This window comes from Pseudomonas sp. P1_A1 (genome assembly GCF_056406935.1).
This window is the reverse complement of record NZ_JBFTZE010000005.1, coordinates 327625-346927: the sequence shown is the minus strand read 5'-3', so window position 1 is coordinate 346927 and position 19303 is coordinate 327625. Positions and strand designations below refer to the sequence as shown.

Sequence of the window (19303 nt, the reverse complement as noted above, 5' to 3'; positions counted from 1 at the left end):
GCAGTGAAAGCGGAAAAACGCTCGGCATTATAAGCATTTTTCCGCGGGGAGCGTCATTTGCGCTTCTGTCAAGACGGGGGGATTGAACGCAATGGATATTACAGAGTCCGTAACTCACGGATAGTCATAGGGAATTGGTAGTGCTAGGACTCTTCAATAAAAAAACCAATGCGCTTCTGGGGATCGACATCAGCTCTACGTCGGTGAAGCTGTTGGAGTTAAGCCGCCAAGGCGACCGTTATCGGGTCGAGGCCTATGCGGTCGAGCCGCTGCCCGCCAGTGCCGTGGTCGAAAAAAATATTGCCGAGCTCGAAGGCGTGGGGCAGGCCCTTGCGCGCGTGCTGCTCAAGGCCAAAACCAGCCAGAGGAACGTCGCGGTGGCGGTCGCCGGCTCGGCGGTGATCACCAAGACTATCGAGATGGACGCCGGTCTTTCCGACGACGAGATGGAAAACCAGCTGAAGATCGAGGCCGATCAGTACATCCCGTATCCGCTGGATGAAGTGGCGATCGACTTCGAAGTGCAAGGCGCGTCAGTGCGCAACCCCGAGCGGGTCAATGTGCTGCTGGCCGCCTGTCGCAAGGAAAACGTCGAGGTTCGTGAAGCGGCCCTGGCCCTGGCCGGGCTGACCGCGCGAGTAGTCGATGTCGAAGCCTATGCCCTGGAGCGATCGTTCGGCTTGCTGGCAAACCAGCTGGCCGACTCTCAGGAGCATCTGACCGTGGCGGTGGTCGATATCGGCGCCACCATGACCACCCTGAGCGTGTTGCATAACGGGCGGATCATCTACACCCGCGAACAATTGTTCGGCGGCCGACAACTGACGGAAGAAATCCAGCGCCGTTATGGCCTGACGGTCGAGCAGGCAGGCTTGGCGAAGAAACAGGGCGGTTTGCCGGACGATTACGTCAGTGAGGTCTTGCAGCCGTTTCGGGATGCGTTGGTGCAACAAGTATCGCGCTCATTGCAGTTTTTCTTTGCCTCCGGCCAATACAGCTCGGTCGATCACATTCTCCTGGCCGGCGGCACTGCCTCGGTCCCAGGGCTGGATCGGTTGATCGAGCAGCGCCTGGGTACGCCGACCCAGGTCGCTAACCCATTCTCTGACATGACCCTGAGCAGCAGGGTCAACGCCAGTGCCCTGGCGAGCGATGCGCCGGCACTGATGATCGCCTGCGGGCTGGCCCTCAGGAGTTTCGACTGATGGCACGGATCAATCTTTTACCCTGGCGTGAAGAGTTGCGCGAAGCGCGGCGCAAACGCTTTTTGCTGGCGTTGGCCGGTGTGCTGGCAGGGTCGGTGGGAGCGCTGCTGATCACGGACCAGGTCATTAACAGCGCCATTGATCGACAAGTCGCGCGTAACGATTACATCGCCAAGCAGATTGCCGTGGTCGACGAGCGGATCAAACAGATCAGCGATCTGAAGGCTCGTCGACAGCAGCTCGTCGAGCGCATGCGCATCATCCAGGACCTGCAAGGCAACCGGCCGATCAGCGGGAGGATCTTCGATCAGTTGGCGCGCACCTTGCCGGACGGCGTGTATTTCACCGAAGTGAAAATGGTCGGCAAGACCTTGTCCATCACCGGCGCGGCGGAGTCCAACAATCGTGTTTCGGATTTGATGCGCAATCTAGATGCATCCGACTGGTTCGATGCGCCCAATCTCACGGAAGTCAAAGCGACCACCGCCGGCCAGCTGGATCAGGCCAATGTTTTTCAATTGACCGTCCGTCAGACTCAGCCGGCAATTGTGGGGGTGGCTAAATGAGGCCGTCCGAATGGCTCGAAGGGTTGCGCCAGATCGACATCAACGATCTGGACACCAACAACATGGGTTCCTGGCCAAGGGCGATCAAGGTCCTTGCGAGTGTTCTGCTGATGGTGCTGGTGCTGGCCCTGGGCTATAGCTTCCTGATCAGCGACCTGCAAAGCCACCTGGAACTCAAGCGTGAGGAGGAATCGACGCTCAAGGAGCAGTTCGCGACCAAAGCCCACATGGCGGCTAATCTGGAGCTGTATACCCAACAGATGAAGGAAATGGAGAACTCCTTCGGCATGCTATTACGGCAATTGCCCAGCGACACCGAAGTGCCCGGTCTGCTGGAGGACATCACCCGCACCGGCCTGGGCAGTGGCCTGGAGTTCGAAGAGATCAAGCTGCTGCCGGAGGTCACCCAGCAGTTCTACATCGAACTCCCTATCCAGATCACCGTCACCGGCGCCTATCACGACCTGGCCACTTTCGTCAGCGGCGTGGCGGGGTTGCCGCGGATCGTCACCCTGCATGATTTCGACCTGGTGCCGGCCAATCCCGAAGGCGGTCCGAAGTTGCGCATGAGCATCCTTGCCAAGACCTACCGCTACAACGACAAGGGGTTGCAGAAATGAGCCCGATTCGTTGCCTGTCGATGGCTATGTGCCTGGTCGTCATGGCCGGTTGTGGCGGCGACAATGGTTTCAGCGACATCGACGCCTACCTGAACGAAGTGCGTCTGCGAGCGCCCGGCAAGATTGAACCCACGCCAACATTCCAGTCTTATCCGACATTCACCTACAGCGCTGCCAACCTGCGCAGTCCGTTCTCCCGGCAGGTCAGAGTCGATCTGGCTGGCCAGAAGCACGGCTCGCGCAACGTCAAACCCGACCCCAACCGGGTCAAGCAGTACCTCGAAGGCTTCAACATCGAGCAATTTGAAATGGTCGGCACAATCTCCAATGCCTCCGGCTCCTTTGCGCTGCTGCGCGGGGCGGGCGGTGTGCATCGGCTGAAAGTCGGCGATTACCTGGGACGTAATGATGGGCGGATCGTCGCCATCAGCGCTTCGCAAGTCGATGTGGTCGAAATCGTTCCCGATGGCGAAGGCGCCTGGCTGGAGCGGCCGCGGACCATCCCTTTGAAAGAGCACTCATAGTGGAACTCGAACAATGAACAGGATTTTCTCAACCTTCGGTATTTCGCTATGGATAGCGTTTCTGTCGCCGTTGGTACAGGCGGCCAACCTCAAAGCGCTGGATGTCGCCGCGCTGCCTGGTGACCGTGTCGAGCTGAAGTTGTCGTTCGACGGGCCGCCACCGCAGCCTCATGGCTATACGACGGAGCAGCCTGCGCGGATTGCGCTGGATTTGCCGGGAGTTACCAGCCAGCTGGCGAACAAGAGTCGTGACCTGGGCGGCGGTAATGCCCGCAGCGCCACGGTGGTGGAAGCCAAGGACCGCACGCGGCTGATCATCGGTCTGACTCAACTGACTCCGTATAGCGCACGTGTCGAAGGCAACAACCTGTTTGTGGTTGTCGGGCAGGCGGCCGGTAACAAGGCGTCCAAACCGATTGCCAGCGCACCACGCGCGGCCACGGCGGTACCCGCGCCCGCCAGAGCCAGTGCTCCCGTGGGCAAGGCCATCCGTGGCGTGGATTTCCAGCGCGGCACCCAGGGTGAAGGCAACGTGGTCATCGATTTGTCGGATCCCTCCATCGCCCCGGACATCCAGGAGCGCGATGGCAAGATCATCGTTGGCTTCACCAAAACCCAATTGCCTGAACGGTTGCGCGTACGCCTCGACGTCAAGGATTTCGCTACCCCGGTGCAGTTCGTCAACGCGAGCGCCACGGGCGACCGGGCCATCATCAGCATCGAGCCCAGCGGCGCCTTCGATTATTCGACCTACCAGACCGATAACAAACTGACCGTCAGCATCCGGCCGATGACTGTCGATGACTTGCAAAAACGCAACGCCGAACGTTTTGCCTACAGCGGCGAAAAGCTCTCGTTGAATTTTCAGGACATCGATGTGCGCTCGGTGCTGCAACTGATCGCCGATTTCACCAACCTCAATCTGGTGGCCAGTGACACGGTGCAGGGTGGTATCACGTTGCGCCTGCAGAATGTGCCGTGGGATCAGGCGCTGGACCTGGTGTTGAAAACCAAAGGCCTGGATAAGCGCAAGATTGGCTATGTGTTGTTGGTGGCGCCGGCCGATGAAATCGCCGCCCGGGAGCGTCAGGAGCTGGAGTCGCAGAAGCAAATCGCCGAACTGGCACCTCTGCGTCGCGAACTGTTGCAGGTCAACTACGCCAAGGCTGCCGATATCGCCAAGCTGTTCCAGTCAGTGACCAGCGCCGAGGCGAAAGTCGACGAGCGCGGTTCAATCACTGTCGATGAGCGGACCAACAACATCATTGCCTACCAGACCCAGGACCGCCTCGACGAGCTGCGTCGCATCGTTRCACAACTGGATATTCCGGTGCGCCAGGTGATGATCGAGGCGCGCATCGTTGAAGCCAACGTCGATTACGACAAAAGCCTCGGCGTGCGCTGGGGCGGTTCGGTGCAGAAGGGTAATTGGAACGGCTCCGGGGTCAACGGCTCTTCGACCACCGTCGGCACGCCGGGCAGCACCAGCACCAACTCGCCGTTCGTCGACCTTGGGACTTCCTCCAACACCTCGGGGATAGGCATCGCCTTCATTACCGACAATGTGCTGCTGGACCTTGAGCTGACGGCCATGGAAAAAACCGGCAACGGGGAAATCGTCTCGCAGCCCAAGGTGGTCACGTCCGACAAGGAAACCGCGAAAATTCTCAAGGGCACCGAAATCCCCTATCAGGAAGCCAGCTCCAGCGGTGCCACTTCGGTGTCGTTCAAGGAGGCCTCGCTGTCCCTGGAAGTGACGCCGCAGATCACCCCGGACAACCGCATCATCATGGAGGTCAAAGTCACCAAGGACGAACCGGACTACCTGAACAAAGTGCAGGATGTACCGCCGATCAAGAAAAACGAGGTCAACGCCAAGGTATTGGTCAACGACGGCGAGACCATCGTGATTGGTGGGGTTTTCTCAAATACTCAGAGCAAGGTTGTAGATAAGGTGCCATTTCTCGGTGATGTGCCGTATCTTGGCCGCCTTTTCCGGCGTGATGTGGTTTCGGAGAAAAAATCCGAGCTGCTGGTATTTCTCACTCCGCGTATCATGAACAATCAGGCGATTGCTGTGAGTCATTGATTCTGTGCGAAATTTGATTCTTGTTGGACCGATGGGGGCTGGAAAAAGCACCATCGGCCGGTTGCTGGCCAAAGAGCTGCGCCTGCCGTTCAAAGATTCCGATAAGGAAATTGAATTGCGCACGGGCGCCAATATCCCGTGGATTTTCGATAAAGAAGGCGAACCGGGCTTTCGTGATCGCGAGCAGGCAATGATTGCCGAGCTGTGCGCGTCTGATGGCGTGGTGCTGGCGACCGGTGGCGGAGCGGTAATGCGCGAAGCCAATCGTCGGACGCTGCACGCCGGTGGTCGGGTGGTCTATCTGCACGCGTCTGTCGAGCAGCAAGTGGGCCGAACGGCTCGCGATCGCAATCGGCCACTGTTGCGCACCGCCGATCCGGCCAAGACCCTGCGGGACTTGCTGGCGATCCGTGACCCGCTGTATCGGGAAATCGCCGACCTGGTGGTGGAAACCGATGAGCGGCCACCGCGGATGGTGGTGCTCGATATCCTCGAACGCTTGCAGCAGCTGCCGCCCCGTTAATGCGCGGGGCGAAATGCGCTATCCTCGGCGTCCTGTCGCAGCCGCTCAAGGTTGTGGCGGATGGCTACCGGACGGCGTCACACCAGCAGACGCCATGGAATTCGTAAACTCAAGGCAGGACGCCTGATTCCATCTTCACTGTGGGGACACATGCAGACACTCAAGGTCGATCTAGGCGAGCGCAGCTACCCGATTCATATTGGCGAAGGTTTGTTGGATAAGCCTGAGCTGCTGGCCCCGCATATCCGCGGGCGGCAGGTGGCGATCATCTCCAACGAGACCGTCGCGCCGCTCTACCTCGAGCGTCTGACCCGCAGTCTGGCGCAGTTCTCGGTCATTTCCGTGGTGCTGCCCGATGGCGAAGCCTTCAAGACCTGGGAAACCCTGCAATTGATTTTCGATGGCCTGCTGACCGCTCGGCACGACCGTCGCACCACGGTGATTGCCCTCGGTGGCGGCGTGATCGGTGACATGGCCGGTTTTGCCGCGGCCTGCTACCAGCGGGGCGTCGATTTCATCCAGGTGCCGACCACGTTGCTGTCGCAAGTCGATTCTTCGGTGGGCGGCAAGACCGGGATCAATCATCCGCTGGGCAAGAACATGGTCGGCGCCTTCTATCAGCCCAACGTGGTGCTGATCGATACCGCCACCCTCAACACCCTGCCGGCCCGCGAACTTTCTGCCGGGCTGGCGGAAGTCATCAAGTACGGGCTGATCTGCGACGAGCCGTTCCTGACCTGGCTCGAAGAAAACGTCGATCGCCTGCGCGCCCTGGACCAGGCCGCCCTGACTTACGCCATCGAACGATCCTGCGCGGCCAAGGCTGCAGTGGTTGGTGCCGACGAGAAAGAGACCGGCGTGCGTGCCACGTTGAACCTGGGGCATACCTTCGGCCACGCGATCGAAACCCATATGGGCTATGGTGTCTGGTTGCATGGTGAAGCAGTCGCTGCTGGCACCGTGATGGCTCTGGAAATGTCCGCGCGCCTGGGCTGGATCAGTGAAGAGGAACGTGATCGCGGTATTCGCCTGTTCCAGCGCGCCGGCCTGCCGGTCATCCCGCCGGAAGAGATGACCGAAGCCGATTTTCTCGAACACATGGCAATTGACAAGAAAGTGATCGACGGTCGTTTGCGCCTGGTGCTGCTGCGCCACATGGGCGAAGCAGTGGTGACCGACGATTATCCGAAAGAGGTTTTACAGGCCACGCTGGGAGCGGATTACCGCGCCCTGGCTCAGCTTAAAGGTTAATAAGATCCCGATGACTAGTTTGCATGCCGACGAGGCTTTCCTCGGCCATTACCAGTTAAGTCATGACCCTTTCGCTCCACGGGTGCCTGGCTTCAAATTCTTCCCGGCCCAGCGCAAACCGGTGCTGGGGCAACTGCACCACCTGGCTCGTTACAGCCAGTTGCTGCTGGTGGTCACCGGCCCGCAAGGCAGCGGCAAAACCCTGTTGCGTCAGGCCCTGGTGGCCAGCACCAACAAACAGTCAGTGCAGAGCGTGGTGGTTTCCGCCCGTGGCGCCGGCGATGCCGCTGGCGTGCTGAGTCAAGTGGCTCAGGCGCTGAACGTTGTCCAGGCCGAGGTCGGTGCGATCCTGGCTCAAGTGGTGCAGCTTGCGCTCACGGGGCAGGAAGTCTATTTGCTGGTGGATGACGCCGAGCAACTCGACGAGTCTGCACTGGAAGCCTTGTTGGCCCTGGCTGCCGGCGCGCCGGAAGGTCGTCCGCACGTATTCCTGTTCGGTGAGTCCTCGCTGATTGCTCAACTTGATGCGCTGAGCCTCGAGGAAGAGCGTTTTCACGTCATCGAGTTGCAGCCCTACACCGAAGAAGAAACCCGTGAATATCTGGATCAGCGTCTCGAAGGTGCCGGTCGGGGAATCGAACTTTTCACCGCGGATCAGATCTCTGATATTCACGAAAGCTCCGACGGTTGGCCTGGCAACATCAACCAGGTCGCCCGCGATGCAATGATCGAAGCCATGATTGCCAGCCGCTCAGCGGTCAAGCGTCCAAGTATGGGGTTCAACATGCCGAAGAAACACGTATTGGCAATTTCCGCCGTCGTCGTGGTCGCGGTAGCTGCCGCCTGGTTGATGCCAGGTCGCAACAAAGCACCGACCACCGGCGCGCCTGCCAACGAACAGGCACAACTGCCGCTGGGCCAGGGCACGCCAAAACCTAACAGTGCAGGCGCTCCCTCCGTGGAGTTCGCCGGTAATACGCAACCGATGCCATTGCCATTGGTCGGTAACTCGCAGCCAGTGATGCGTGGTCCGTTGGCCGAAGCGGCTGGAGGCATTACCGAAGGCGATGATGGCGTACCGGTCGAAGGCTCCAGCGCCACACCGCCGACCGTGACCACCACTGCGCCACCGGCAGGCGTTCCAGCGGGGCCCGCGCCGACACCGGCTGCCAAGCCGACGCCTGCGCCGGCTCAAGTCGCGACCGCCAAGCCTGTCGCGCCTGTGGCTAAGCCAGCGCCTGCACCGGCTGCCAAACCGGCTCCAGCGCCCGCCAAACCGGCCGTCGTGGCCAAACCCGCCGAGAAGCCAGCTGCCGTAGCCAAAGCTGCCGGTGGCGGCTGGTACGCGGGCCAGGCACCGGGCAACTATGTGGTGCAGATCCTTGGCACCAGCTCCGAATCGACCGCGCAAAACTTCGTCAAGGAGCAGGGCGGCGAGTACCGTTATTTCAAGAAAGTGCTCAACGGCAAGCCGCTTTACGTCATCACCTACGGTAGCTTCGCCAACCGCGATGCAGCCGTTACTGCCATCAAGGCCTTGCCAGCGAAGGTTCAGGCTGGTAAACCTTGGCCTCGCACTGTCGCCAGCGTCCAACAGGAACTGGCAACAACTCGCTGAAGATTCGGCGGCCTTACCCAGGCCGCCTCTCCAAGCACCTCAAAATTTCTACAAGTGCGCGCGCTGTCTCTATAGACCGCGTGCCTTGTGGTGTCTGCGTCACAGTAGTCTTTGAGTCGCTGCGGTCAAAATTAAAAAAAGTTTTGACTAGCACAGCGTATCGCTTTAAACCTTTCACAAATGCGACATAGATTTGCGACATTTCGTCGTCAAATTTGTGAGCCTCTGTGTCGGTGTGTACAATGACCTCCCTTTTGCCCCCGCAAAGCTGGCGTACGTTCGGCGTGGATGGTAACTGGTTGAATTGAAAAGAAATTTGCCTCGATAAGAGGCAGCCTGGTGAGAAAGTGTCTATGAAAGCAGGTCTGTACCAACCAGATGAATTCAAGGATAACTGCGGTTTTGGCCTGATAGCCCATATGCAGGGCGAGCCCAGTCATACCCTTTTGCAAACGGCCATTGAGGCCCTGACCTGCATGACCCACCGCGGTGGGATCAACGCCGACGGCAAGACCGGTGACGGTTGCGGTCTGCTGATTCAAAAGCCGGATGTGTTCCTGCGTGCCATCGCCCAGGAAACCTTCGGCGTCGAACTGCCCAAGCAATATGCCGTGGGCATGGTCTTCTTCAACCAGGATCCGGTGAAAGCCGAAGCCGCTCGCGAGAACATGAACCGCGAGATCCTGGCCGAAGGCCTGACCCTGGTCGGCTGGCGCAAAGTGCCGATCGACACCAGCGTCCTCGGCCGCCTGGCCCTCGAGCGCCTGCCGCTGATCGAGCAAGTGTTCGTCGGTGGTGAAGGCCTGAGCGATCAGGACATGGCGATCAAGCTGTTCAGCGCCCGTCGTCGTTCGTCCGTGGCCAACGCCGCCGATGTCGATCACTACATCTGCAGCTTTTCCCACAAGACCATTATTTACAAAGGCCTGATGATGCCGGCGGATTTGACCGCCTTCTATCCAGACCTCAGCGACCAACGCCTGCAAACTTCGATCTGCGTGTTCCACCAGCGCTTTTCGACCAACACGCTGCCGAAATGGCCGCTCGCGCAGCCGTTCCGCTTCCTTGCCCACAACGGCGAAATCAACACCATCACCGGCAACCGCAACTGGGCGCAGGCCCGTCGCACCAAGTTCACCAATGATCTGATGGATCTGGATGAACTCGGCCCGCTGGTGAACCGTGTCGGTTCCGACTCCTCCAGCATGGACAACATGCTCGAGCTGATGGTCACCGGTGGCATCGACCTGTTCCGTGGCGTGCGGATGATCATTCCGCCTGCGTGGCAGAACGTCGAAACCATGGACCCGGATCTGCGTGCGTTCTACGAATACAACTCGATGCACATGGAACCGTGGGACGGCCCGGCTGGCGTAGTAATGACCGACGGTCGTTACGCGGTGTGCCTGCTCGACCGTAACGGTCTGCGTCCGGCGCGTTGGGTGACCACCAAGAACGGCTTCATCACCCTGGCCTCGGAAATCGGTGTCTGGAACTACCAGCCTGAGGACGTGATCGCCAAGGGTCGTGTCGGCCCGGGCCAGATCTTTGCCGTGGACACCGAAACCGGTCAGATCCTCGACACCGACGCCATCGACAACCGCTTGAAGTCCCGTCATCCGTACAAGCAATGGCTGCGCAAGAATGCCCTGCGCATTCAGGCGACCATGGAAGACAACGACCACGGTTCAGCGTTCTACGACGTCGACCAGCTCAAGCAGTACATGAAGATGTACCAGGTCACGTTCGAAGAGCGCGACCAGGTGCTGCGTCCGCTCGGCGAGCAAGGCTACGAAGCCGTCGGCTCGATGGGCGACGATACGCCGATGGCCGTGCTGTCCCAGCGCGTGCGTACGCCGTACGACTATTTCCGTCAGCAGTTCGCGCAGGTCACCAACCCGCCGATCGACCCGCTGCGCGAAGCCATCGTCATGTCGCTGGAAGTTTGCCTTGGTGCTGAGCGCAACATCTTCCAGGAGTCGCCGGAGCACGCCTCGCGCGTGATCCTCAGCTCGCCGGTCGTTTCCCCGGCCAAGTGGCGCTCGCTGATGAACCTCGATCGCCCAGGTTTCGAGCGTCAGATCATCGACCTCAACTACGATGAGAGCGTCGGTCTCGAAGCCGCAGTGCGTAACGTCGCCGATCAGGCTGAAGAAGCCGTTCGCGCCGGTCGCACCCAGGTCGTGCTGAGTGACCGTCACATTGCTCCGGGCAAGCTGCCAATCCACGCTTCGCTGGCGACCGGTGCCGTGCACCATCGCCTGACCGAAAAAGGCCTGCGTTGCGACTCCAACATTCTGGTGGAAACCGCGACCGCTCGTGATCCGCACCACTTCGCGGTGCTGATCGGTTTCGGCGCCTCGGCGGTCTACCCGTTCCTGGCCTATGAAGTGCTGGGTGACCTGATCCGCACCGGTGAAGTGCTGGGCGACCTCTATGAGGTGTTCAAGAACTACCGCAAAGGCATCACCAAGGGCCTGCTCAAGATCCTGTCGAAGATGGGCATCTCGACCATCACGTCGTATCGCGGTGCGCAGCTGTTCGAGGCCATCGGTCTGTCCGAAGAAGTCTGCGAACTGAGCTTCCGTGGTGTGCCAAGCCGCATCAAGGGTGCACGCTTCGTCGACATCGAAGCCGAGCAGAAAGCCCTGGCGGCCGAAGCCTGGAGCCCGCGCAAGCCGATCCAGCAAGGCGGTCTGCTGAAGTTCGTCCACGGTGGCGAATATCACGCCTACAACCCTGACGTGGTCAACACCTTGCAAGCCGCAGTGCAGCAGGGCGACTACAGCAAGTTCAAGGAATACACGTCACTGGTGGATAACCGCCCGGTGTCGATGATCCGCGACCTGCTCAAGGTCAAGACCCTCGACACGCCGATGGACATCAGCGAAGTCGAGCCTCTGGAGTCGGTGCTCAAGCGCTTCGACTCCGCTGGTATTTCGCTGGGCGCCCTGTCGCCGGAAGCCCACGAAGCCCTGGCCGAAGCCATGAACCGCCTCGGTGCGCGTTCGAACTCCGGCGAAGGCGGCGAAGACCCGGCGCGCTACGGCACCATCAAGAGCTCGAAAATCAAGCAAGTCGCCACTGGCCGCTTCGGTGTGACCCCGGAATACCTGGTCAACGCCGAAGTGCTGCAGATCAAAGTCGCCCAGGGTGCCAAGCCCGGCGAAGGTGGTCAGTTGCCAGGCGGCAAGGTCAACGGTCTGATCGCCAAGCTGCGTTACGCAGTGCCGGGCGTGACCCTGATTTCGCCTCCGCCGCACCACGACATCTATTCGATCGAAGACTTGTCGCAGCTGATTTTCGACCTGAAACAAGTCAACCCGCAGGCGCTGGTTTCGGTGAAGCTGGTGGCAGAAGCGGGCGTCGGCACCATCGCGGCCGGTGTGGCCAAGGCCTACGCGGACTTGATCACCATCTCCGGCTACGACGGCGGCACCGGTGCATCACCACTGACCTCGATCAAATACGCGGGTGCGCCGTGGGAACTCGGCCTGGCCGAAACCCACCAGACCCTGCGTGGCAACGACCTGCGCGGCAAAGTCCGGGTACAAACCGACGGTGGCCTGAAAACCGGCCTCGACGTGATCAAGGCCGCGATCCTCGGCGCTGAAAGCTTCGGCTTCGGCACCGCGCCAATGATCGCCCTGGGCTGCAAATACCTGCGCATCTGCCACCTGAACAACTGCGCCACCGGCGTCGCGACTCAGAACGAGAAGCTGCGCAAGGATCACTACATCGGGACCGTCGACATGGTGGTGAATTTCTTCACCTACGTCGCCGAAGAAACCCGTGAGTGGCTGGCCAAGCTGGGCGTGCGCTCCCTCGAAGAGCTGATCGGTCGTACCGATCTGCTGGAAGTCCTCGAAGGCCAGACCGCCAAGCAGAACCACCTGGACCTGACCCCGTTGCTCGGCAGCGATCACATCCCGGCAGACAAGCCTCAATTCTGCCAGGTCGACCGCAACCCGCCGTTCGACAAAGGCCTGTTGGCCGAGAAAATGGTCGACATGGCCACCTCGGCGATCAACGACCTGAGCGGTGCCGAATTCGCCCTGGATATCTGCAACTGCGACCGTTCCATCGGCGCGCGGATCTCCGGTGAAATCGCTCGCAAGCATGGCAATCAGGGCATGGCCAACGCGCCGATCACCTTCCGCTTCAAAGGCACGGCGGGTCAGAGCTTCGGCGTGTGGAACGCCGGCGGTCTGAACATGTACCTGGAAGGCGATGCCAACGACTACGTCGGCAAAGGCATGACCGGCGGCAAACTGGTCATCGTTCCGCCGAAAGGCAGCGTCTACAAGACGCAGGACAGTGCCATCATCGGCAACACCTGCCTGTATGGCGCCACCGGCGGCAAGCTGTTCGCCGCCGGCACCGCGGGCGAGCGTTTCGCGGTGCGTAACTCCGGTGCTCACACTGTGGTGGAAGGCACAGGCGATCACTGCTGCGAGTACATGACCGGTGGTTTCGTCTGCGTTCTGGGCAAGACCGGTTACAACTTCGGCTCAGGCATGACCGGCGGTTTCGCCTACGTGCTCGACCAGGACAACACCTTCGTTGACCGGGTCAACCACGAACTGGTGGAAATCCAGCGGATCAGCGGTGAGGCGATGGAAGCCTATCGCAGCCACTTGCAACGCGTGCTGAACGAATACGTCGAGGAAACCGACAGCGAGTGGGGTCGTAACCTCGCTGAAAACCTCGATGACTATCTGCGTCGTTTCTGGCTGGTCAAGCCCAAGGCTGCCAACCTGAAATCGTTGCTTTCCAGCACCCGTGCCAACCCGCAGTGATATGCGCCTGAAGAGTTTGATGAGGTTTTAACAATGGCTGAACGTCTGAATAACGACTTCCAGTTCATCGATGTCGGGCGCAAGGATCCGAAGAAGAAACTGTTGCGTCAACGCAAGAAAGAGTTCGTGGAAATCTACGAACCGTTCAAACCCCAGCAGTCGGCCGACCAGGCCCACCGCTGCCTGGGCTGCGGTAACCCGTATTGCGAATGGAAGTGCCCGGTACACAACTTCATTCCCAACTGGCTCAAATTGGTGGCCGAGGGCAACATCCTCCAGGCCGCCGAGTTGTCGCACCAGACCAACACCCTGCCGGAAGTCTGCGGTCGGGTGTGTCCACAGGATCGTCTGTGCGAGGGTGCCTGCACCCTCAACGACGGTTTCGGTGCGGTGACCATCGGTTCGGTCGAGAAGTACATCACCGACACCGCGTTCGCCATGGGCTGGCGCCCGGACATGTCCAAGGTCAAGCCGACCGGCAAGCGTGTTGCGGTAATCGGTGCGGGCCCTGCGGGCCTGGGCTGTGCCGACGTGCTGGTGCGTGGCGGCGTGACGCCGGTGGTGTTCGACAAGAACCCGGAAATCGGCGGTCTGCTGACCTTCGGCATTCCTGAGTTCAAGCTGGAAAAGACTGTGTTGAGCAATCGCCGCGAAGTCTTCACCGGCATGGGCATCGAGTTCCGCCTGAACACCGAAGTGGGCAAGGACGTGACCATGGAACAACTGCTCGAAGAATTCGATGCGGTCTTCATGGGCATGGGCACCTACACCTACATGAAGGGCGGCTTCGCCGGCGAGGACCTGCCGGGCGTGCACGACGCGCTGGACTTCCTGATCGCTAACGTCAACCGCAACCTGGGCTTTGAAAAGTCGCCGGAAGATTTCGTCGACATGAAAGGCAAGAAAGTGGTGGTGCTGGGGGGCGGCGACACAGCGATGGACTGCAACCGCACCTCGATTCGCCAGGGGGCCAAGGCGGTGACCTGTGCCTATCGTCGTGACGAAGCGAACATGCCGGGCTCGCGCAAAGAGGTGAAGAACGCCAAGGAAGAAGGCGTGAAGTTCCTCTACAACCGCCAGCCGATCGCAATCGTCGGTGAAGACCGTGTCGAAGGCGTGAAGGTGGTCGAGACCCGTCTCGGCGAACCGGATGCCCGTGGCCGTCGCAGCCCCGAGCCGATCCCGGGTTCCGAAGAGATCATCCCGGCCGACGCCGTGGTCATCGCGTTCGGTTTCCGCCCAAGCCCGGCGTCGTGGTTCGAGCAGTTCAGCATCCAGACCGACAGCCAGGGCCGCGTCGTGGCCCCGGAACAAGGCCAGTACAAGCATCAGACCAGCAACCCGAAAATCTTCGCCGGTGGTGACATGGTGCGCGGTTCCGACCTGGTGGTGACGGCGATCTTCGAAGGCCGCAATGCCGCCGAAGGGATCCTGGATTACCTGGGCGTCTGATCGACGCCTGACCCTGTAGGAGCCGGCTTGCTGGCGATGAACGATAACGCGGTGTACCTGATACACCGCGTCGTCTGAATCGCCAGCAAGCCGGCTCCTACAGTGTTTTGTGGTGCTGCAAAGTCTGCATTTCACCGCGACAAATTGACCCGATAGACAAAAGGATCGGCTCTTGCCGTGCCTTTTGCGTCGCGCTCTGAGAAAATGCCCGCACTTTTTTTCCGGATGCCGACATGACTGCCCTGAAGAACGACCGTTTCCTTCGCGCCCTGCTCAAGCAACCCGTAGACGTCACCCCCGTGTGGATGATGCGTCAGGCCGGTCGCTACCTGCCTGAATACCGCGCCAGCCGTGCCAAGGCCGGTGACTTCATGAGCCTGTGCATGAACCCGGCGTTCGCTTGCGAAGTCACGATGCAGCCGCTCGACCGCTATCCGCAACTGGACGCGGCGATCCTCTTTTCCGACATCCTGACCATCCCCGATGCCATGGGCCAGGGCCTGTACTTCGAGACCGGCGAAGGTCCGCGCTTCAAAAAAGTCGTCAGCACCCTGGCCGACATCGAAGCCTTGCCGATTCCTGATCCACAGAAAGACCTCGGCTACGTCATGGACGCAGTCAGTACCATACGCCGCGAACTGAACGGCCGCGTGCCGCTGATCGGTTTCTCCGGCAGCCCGTGGACGCTGGCCACCTATATGGTCGAAGGCGGCTCGTCGAAAGACTTCCGCAAGACCAAGGCCATGCTCTACGACAACCCGCAAGCCATGCACCTGCTGCTGGACAAGCTTGCGCAGTCGGTCACCTCGTATCTCAATGGCCAGATCCTGGCCGGCGCGCAAGCGGTGCAGATCTTCGATACCTGGGGCGGCAATCTCTCGGCGGCGGCGTACCAGGAATTCTCCCTGGCCTACATGCGCAAAATCGTCAGCGGCCTGATCCGCGAACATGAAGGCCGCAAAGTGCCGGTCATCCTGTTCACCAAGAATGGCGGCCTGTGGCTGGAAAGCATCGCCGACGCCGGCGCTGATGCGCTGGGCCTGGACTGGACTTGCGACATCGGCGAAGCCCGCCAACGCGTCGGCAACAAAGTCGCTCTGCAAGGCAACATGGACCCGACCGTGCTTTACGCCAAGCCAGAGGCCATCCGCACCGAAGTCGGCCGGATCCTCGCCAGCTACGGCAAGGGCAGCGGTCACGTGTTCAACCTTGGCCATGGCATTACCCCGGAAGTCGACCCGGAGCACGCTGGTGCGTTCCTGCGTGCGGTGCATGAATTGTCGGCGCAGTATCACGAGTGATCGTCGCCCGATAAAAAACGCCCGGCATTTGCCGGGCGTTTTTGCATCAAAATCAAAAGATCGCAGCCTTAAGCTTTCAAATTCTCCAACGGCGGCAACTTCGCCAATTTCAACGCCACCAACAGCGCAATCACCAGCAATCCGCTGATGAACAGCCCGATCCCGTTCCAGCCACCCAGATGCCAGGCCATACCGCCCGCCGTACCCGCGATACTCGACCCGGCGTAATAGCTGAACAGGTACAACGACGTCGCCTGCCCCTTGGCCTTGGTCGCGCGACGACCGATCCAGCTGCTGGCCACCGAATGCGCGCCGAAGAAGCCGAAGGTGAAGACCAGCATGCCGAAGATCACTACTGGCAGGGGCGTAAACATCGTCAACGCAAGGCCCGCGAGCATCACCACAATGGTTGCCCAGAGCACTTTGCGCCGGCCGAGCTGGTCGGCCAGGGCGCCGATTTTCGCCGAGCTGTAGATGCCCGACAGGTACACCACCGAGAGTAGCCCGACGAAGGCCTGGTCCATGTGATACGGCTCGGCCAGCAGGCGATAGCCGATGTAGTTGAACAGGGTAACGAACGCGCCCATCAGCACGAACGCTTCGACAAACAACAGTGGCAGGCCGGCGTCGCGAAAGTGCATGGTGAAGCCGTCGAGCAGGCTACGCGGGTGCAGCGAGCGGGCGCGAAAGTTGCGCGACTCGGGAAGGATTTTCCAGAACACCGCGGCGGCAATCAGCGCCAGGGCGCCGATGATCAGCATTGCCGTGTGCCAGCTGACGAAGTCGATCAGCACCCCGACAATCAATCGTCCGCACATGCCGCCGATGGCATTGCCACCGATGTACAAGCCCATCGCCAGGCCGATGTGCTGCGGGTGGATCTCTTCGCTCAGGTAAGTCATCGCGACCGCCGCCAGACCGCTCAACGACAGCCCCACCAGCGCCCGCATCACCAGCACGCCTTGCCAGCTCGGCATCATCGCGCTGGCCATGGTGCACAGTGCGGCAGCGAACAGTGCGGCGACCATCACCGGTTTACGCCCGATGCGATCGGAGATGGGGCCGGTGATCAGCAGGCCGATAGCAAGCATGCCGGTGGCGACCGACAGGATCAGGCTGCTCTGGGCCGCATTGATGGAAAACTCGCGGGACAGCAGCGGCATCATCGGCTGTACGCAGTAGAGCAGGGCAAAGGTCGCGAAGCCTCCGGAAAACAGCGCCAGTACCGTGCGCATGAACATCGGTGTGCCTTTCTCGATGTAGATCTCGTTGCGTTCAGCGACGACATCATTGAGCGCGGCGGGTGGAATTTCATGGGCGAGTGGGGCGACAGCAGTTTTCACTTCGGACCTCGGAGGACGCAGCCGGTCAGGCAATGAAAAAATCATATAGCTGGCTAATGTTTCTATCCAATATATTGTTCGACCTGTTTGATAGCTTTAACGACCTAATGGGGTTTTCATGGAATTGCGTCACCTGCGCTACTTCATTGCCGTCGCCGAAGAGCTGCATTTCGGCCGCGCCGCCCAAGTGCTGGGCATCTCGCAGCCGCCGCTGAGCCAGCAGATTCAGGCGCTGGAACAGGAAGTGGGGGCGCGTCTGTTCGAGCGGACCAATCGTCGGGTCGAGCTGAGTGAGGCCGGTCGGCTGTTTCTGGAAGAGGCGCGGCTGGCGCTGGCTCAGGTCGACAAAGCGGCAGATGTTGCCCGGCGTGCACAACTCGGTGAGTTGGGTGAACTGAAGATCGGCTTCACCTCGTCGGCGCCGTTCAACTCGACCATTCCCCAGGCGATTTTCTCATTTCGCCAGCGCTTCCCGGCGGTGCACCTGAACCTGCGGGAAATGAGCAGCACCCAAGTGGCCGATGCGCTGGTGGACGAGTCGATCGAAGTCGGCATCATGCGACCGTTGGGCTTACCGGACTCCCTCAGCGTGGTGGAACTGATGCGTGAGCCATTGGTGGCGGTGCTCAGCTCCAAGCATCCGCTGGTGGATGGCAGCGAAGAAGGTCTGTTCCTGTCCGCTCTGGCCCTCGAGCCGTTCGTATTTTTTCCGCGCAGCTATGGCAGCGGTCTGTACGCACAACTGCTCAGCCTGGCGCGGGACGCCGGCTTCAGCCCGCACTTTGCTCAGGAGGCTGGCGAGGCGATGACCATCATCGGGCTGGTGGCGGCGGGTCTGGGGGTATCGGTGTTGCCGGCGTCTTATCAGCGGATGCGCATTGATGGCGTGGTGTATCGGCCGTTGCTCGATCCAGAGGCGATTTCGGCAGTGTGGTTGGTGCAGCGCAAGGATCAGAAGTCGCCGATGGCCAAGGCGTTTGTGGAGTTGTTGACGCGTAAGGTTGAAGGGAAGTGAAAGCGAGCAAATCACCGCACTCAGGACACTTCAAGTAATGGATCCGTCTTAGTGATTTAGCCAATTCTTGCGCAGAATTGATTTCTTTAAAACGAGTGCCATGGATGCCACTTCGATACCAGCCCAAGGAAGGCAGCGTGCTGATTTGTGATTTCAGGGGTTACGAAGTTCCTGAAATGATCAAGGTCAGCCCCGTTGTTGTCATACGCAAGCACAGAACCAACAGCCTATTAGTGACTGTTGTCCCGTTGAGTACCACTGCGCCGAATTGTGTGCTTCAACATCACCTGGAGCTTCAGAGTCATCTGCAGGGAGCCAGTCCAACCTGCTGGGCAAAATGCGATATGGTTGCGACAGTGAGTCTGTCCAGACTTGACCGGATAAAAAGTCGAGACCGTCATGGAAAGCGTGTGTACCTCATTTCACAACTTGCAACAGATGAGTTTTACGCAATCAAAGCCGCGGTACGTAGCGCTCTTGGTCTGTGATGTCATCAGATATGGCGCAGTTGGGCAAGTCGCCACCCGTTGTCTCCCATTCAGTTTCAAGCAATACTGACCGCGTTCCCGAAAGGGGCTTGTGAGACTCTGAGGATCCTGGGTAACCAGCCATCGCAGAGCCAGGCAGGTACTGGGCGATGACAAGCCGACCTGTTTGTGAAAGGGCGCCGAAAGGCGCCCTTTGTCGTTGTAGCGAGGGAGCTTGCTCCCGCTTGAGTGCGCAGCGCTCACAAAAATCAGCAATGAATTCCAGAGTTTTTGGGGGCTGCTGCGCAGACCGGCGCGAGCAAGCTCGCTCGCCACAGGATCGCGTTCAACTCATCACTGCTTTTACTGAACCTTCGCCAAATCCCCCTTCAACGCAACCCCGGCCATGATCGCCCCTGTGTGGCACTCATAGGTCTTGGCATCCTTGCGCTCATTGCGCTTGTAGAAGCTGACGATGTTGGTCACGGCGTTGGCGCCGGCATGCTGGTCTCCTTGACCCTGGTATTTCG

Annotated in this window: 14 protein-coding genes and 1 pseudogene; 13 read left to right on the top strand and 2 right to left on the bottom strand. The window is 60.0% G+C overall.

Annotated features, from left to right (window positions below):
• The first annotated feature begins 140 nt into the window (after positions 1 to 140).
• The 11 genes from AC1D2Q_RS10490 to hemE all read left to right on the top strand — a co-directional run bounded on the left by AC1D2Q_RS10490 (position 141) and on the right by hemE (position 15948).
• Positions 141 to 1205 (top strand): pilus assembly protein PilM, encoded by a 1065-nt coding sequence (locus AC1D2Q_RS10490; protein WP_477813149.1) that lies wholly within the window; start codon positions 141 to 143, stop codon positions 1203 to 1205.
• The gene (locus AC1D2Q_RS10485) at positions 1205 to 1771 is read left to right on the top strand and encodes a PilN domain-containing protein (RefSeq protein WP_477813148.1); all 567 of its coding nucleotides are present in this window, start codon (positions 1205 to 1207) and stop codon (positions 1769 to 1771) included. The genes AC1D2Q_RS10490 and AC1D2Q_RS10485 overlap by 1 nt, the downstream gene beginning before the upstream one ends.
• On the top strand, positions 1768 to 2391 hold the full coding sequence (gene pilO, locus AC1D2Q_RS10480) for a type 4a pilus biogenesis protein PilO (protein ID WP_477813147.1): 624 nt from the start codon (positions 1768 to 1770) through the stop codon (positions 2389 to 2391). The genes AC1D2Q_RS10485 and pilO overlap by 4 nt, the downstream gene beginning before the upstream one ends.
• Positions 2388 to 2915: a pilus assembly protein PilP gene (locus AC1D2Q_RS10475; RefSeq protein WP_477813146.1), complete on the top strand. Its 528-nt coding sequence runs from the start codon at positions 2388 to 2390 to the stop codon at positions 2913 to 2915. The genes pilO and AC1D2Q_RS10475 overlap by 4 nt, the downstream gene beginning before the upstream one ends.
• 13 nt (positions 2916 to 2928) lie before the next feature.
• Positions 2929 to 5004: a type IV pilus secretin PilQ gene (locus AC1D2Q_RS10470; RefSeq protein ID WP_477813145.1), complete on the top strand. Its 2076-nt coding sequence runs from the start codon at positions 2929 to 2931 to the stop codon at positions 5002 to 5004.
• A 4-nt stretch (positions 5005 to 5008) separates the two neighbouring features.
• A complete protein-coding gene (aroK, locus tag AC1D2Q_RS10465; protein ID WP_477813144.1) occupies positions 5009 to 5527 on the top strand; it encodes a shikimate kinase AroK in 519 nt (172 codons plus the stop codon).
• 150 nt (positions 5528 to 5677) lie between these two features.
• Entirely contained in the window at positions 5678 to 6778 is a 1101-nt protein-coding gene (gene aroB, locus AC1D2Q_RS10460; protein ID WP_019581861.1) for a 3-dehydroquinate synthase, read from the top strand.
• Positions 6779 to 6788: 10 nt separating this feature from the next.
• Positions 6789 to 8396: an AAA family ATPase gene (locus AC1D2Q_RS10455; RefSeq protein WP_477813143.1), complete on the top strand. Its 1608-nt coding sequence runs from the start codon at positions 6789 to 6791 to the stop codon at positions 8394 to 8396.
• Between the two features lie 353 nt (positions 8397 to 8749).
• On the top strand, positions 8750 to 13195 hold the full coding sequence (gene gltB, locus AC1D2Q_RS10450) for a glutamate synthase large subunit (protein ID WP_477813142.1): 4446 nt from the start codon (positions 8750 to 8752) through the stop codon (positions 13193 to 13195).
• A gap of 33 nt (positions 13196 to 13228) precedes the next feature.
• Positions 13229 to 14647, top strand: a complete 1419-nt coding sequence (locus AC1D2Q_RS10445; protein ID WP_007936832.1) for an FAD-dependent oxidoreductase — start codon at positions 13229 to 13231, stop codon at positions 14645 to 14647.
• A 233-nt stretch (positions 14648 to 14880) separates the two neighbouring features.
• Positions 14881 to 15948 carry a uroporphyrinogen decarboxylase gene (hemE, locus tag AC1D2Q_RS10440; RefSeq protein WP_138866669.1) on the top strand — a complete coding sequence of 356 codons (1068 nt, stop codon included), beginning with the start codon at positions 14881 to 14883 and terminating at the stop codon, positions 15946 to 15948.
• A 68-nt stretch (positions 15949 to 16016) separates the two neighbouring features.
• Here hemE and AC1D2Q_RS10435 read toward each other — a convergent pair whose 3' ends face one another.
• Positions 16017 to 17291 (bottom strand): MFS transporter, encoded by a 1275-nt coding sequence (locus tag AC1D2Q_RS10435; RefSeq protein ID WP_477813141.1) that lies wholly within the window; start codon positions 17289 to 17291, stop codon positions 16017 to 16019.
• A 118-nt stretch (positions 17292 to 17409) separates the two neighbouring features.
• Between AC1D2Q_RS10435 and AC1D2Q_RS10430 the strand changes: the two genes are divergently transcribed.
• Both AC1D2Q_RS10430 and AC1D2Q_RS10425 read left to right on the top strand, forming a co-directional pair.
• A complete protein-coding gene (locus tag AC1D2Q_RS10430) occupies positions 17410 to 18306 on the top strand; it encodes a LysR family transcriptional regulator (RefSeq protein ID WP_019650776.1) in 897 nt (298 codons plus the stop codon).
• Between the two features lie 104 nt (positions 18307 to 18410).
• Complete coding sequence (locus AC1D2Q_RS10425; RefSeq protein WP_477813140.1) at positions 18411 to 18794, top strand: type II toxin-antitoxin system PemK/MazF family toxin; 384 nt, start codon at positions 18411 to 18413, stop codon at positions 18792 to 18794.
• A gap of 342 nt (positions 18795 to 19136) precedes the next feature.
• On the opposite strand, the pseudogene AC1D2Q_RS10420 reads toward AC1D2Q_RS10425, so the two are convergent.
• Positions 19137 to 19289 (bottom strand): annotated as a pseudogene (locus AC1D2Q_RS10420) (excinuclease); the annotation flags it as partial.
• Positions 19290 to 19303 lie beyond the last annotated feature (14 nt).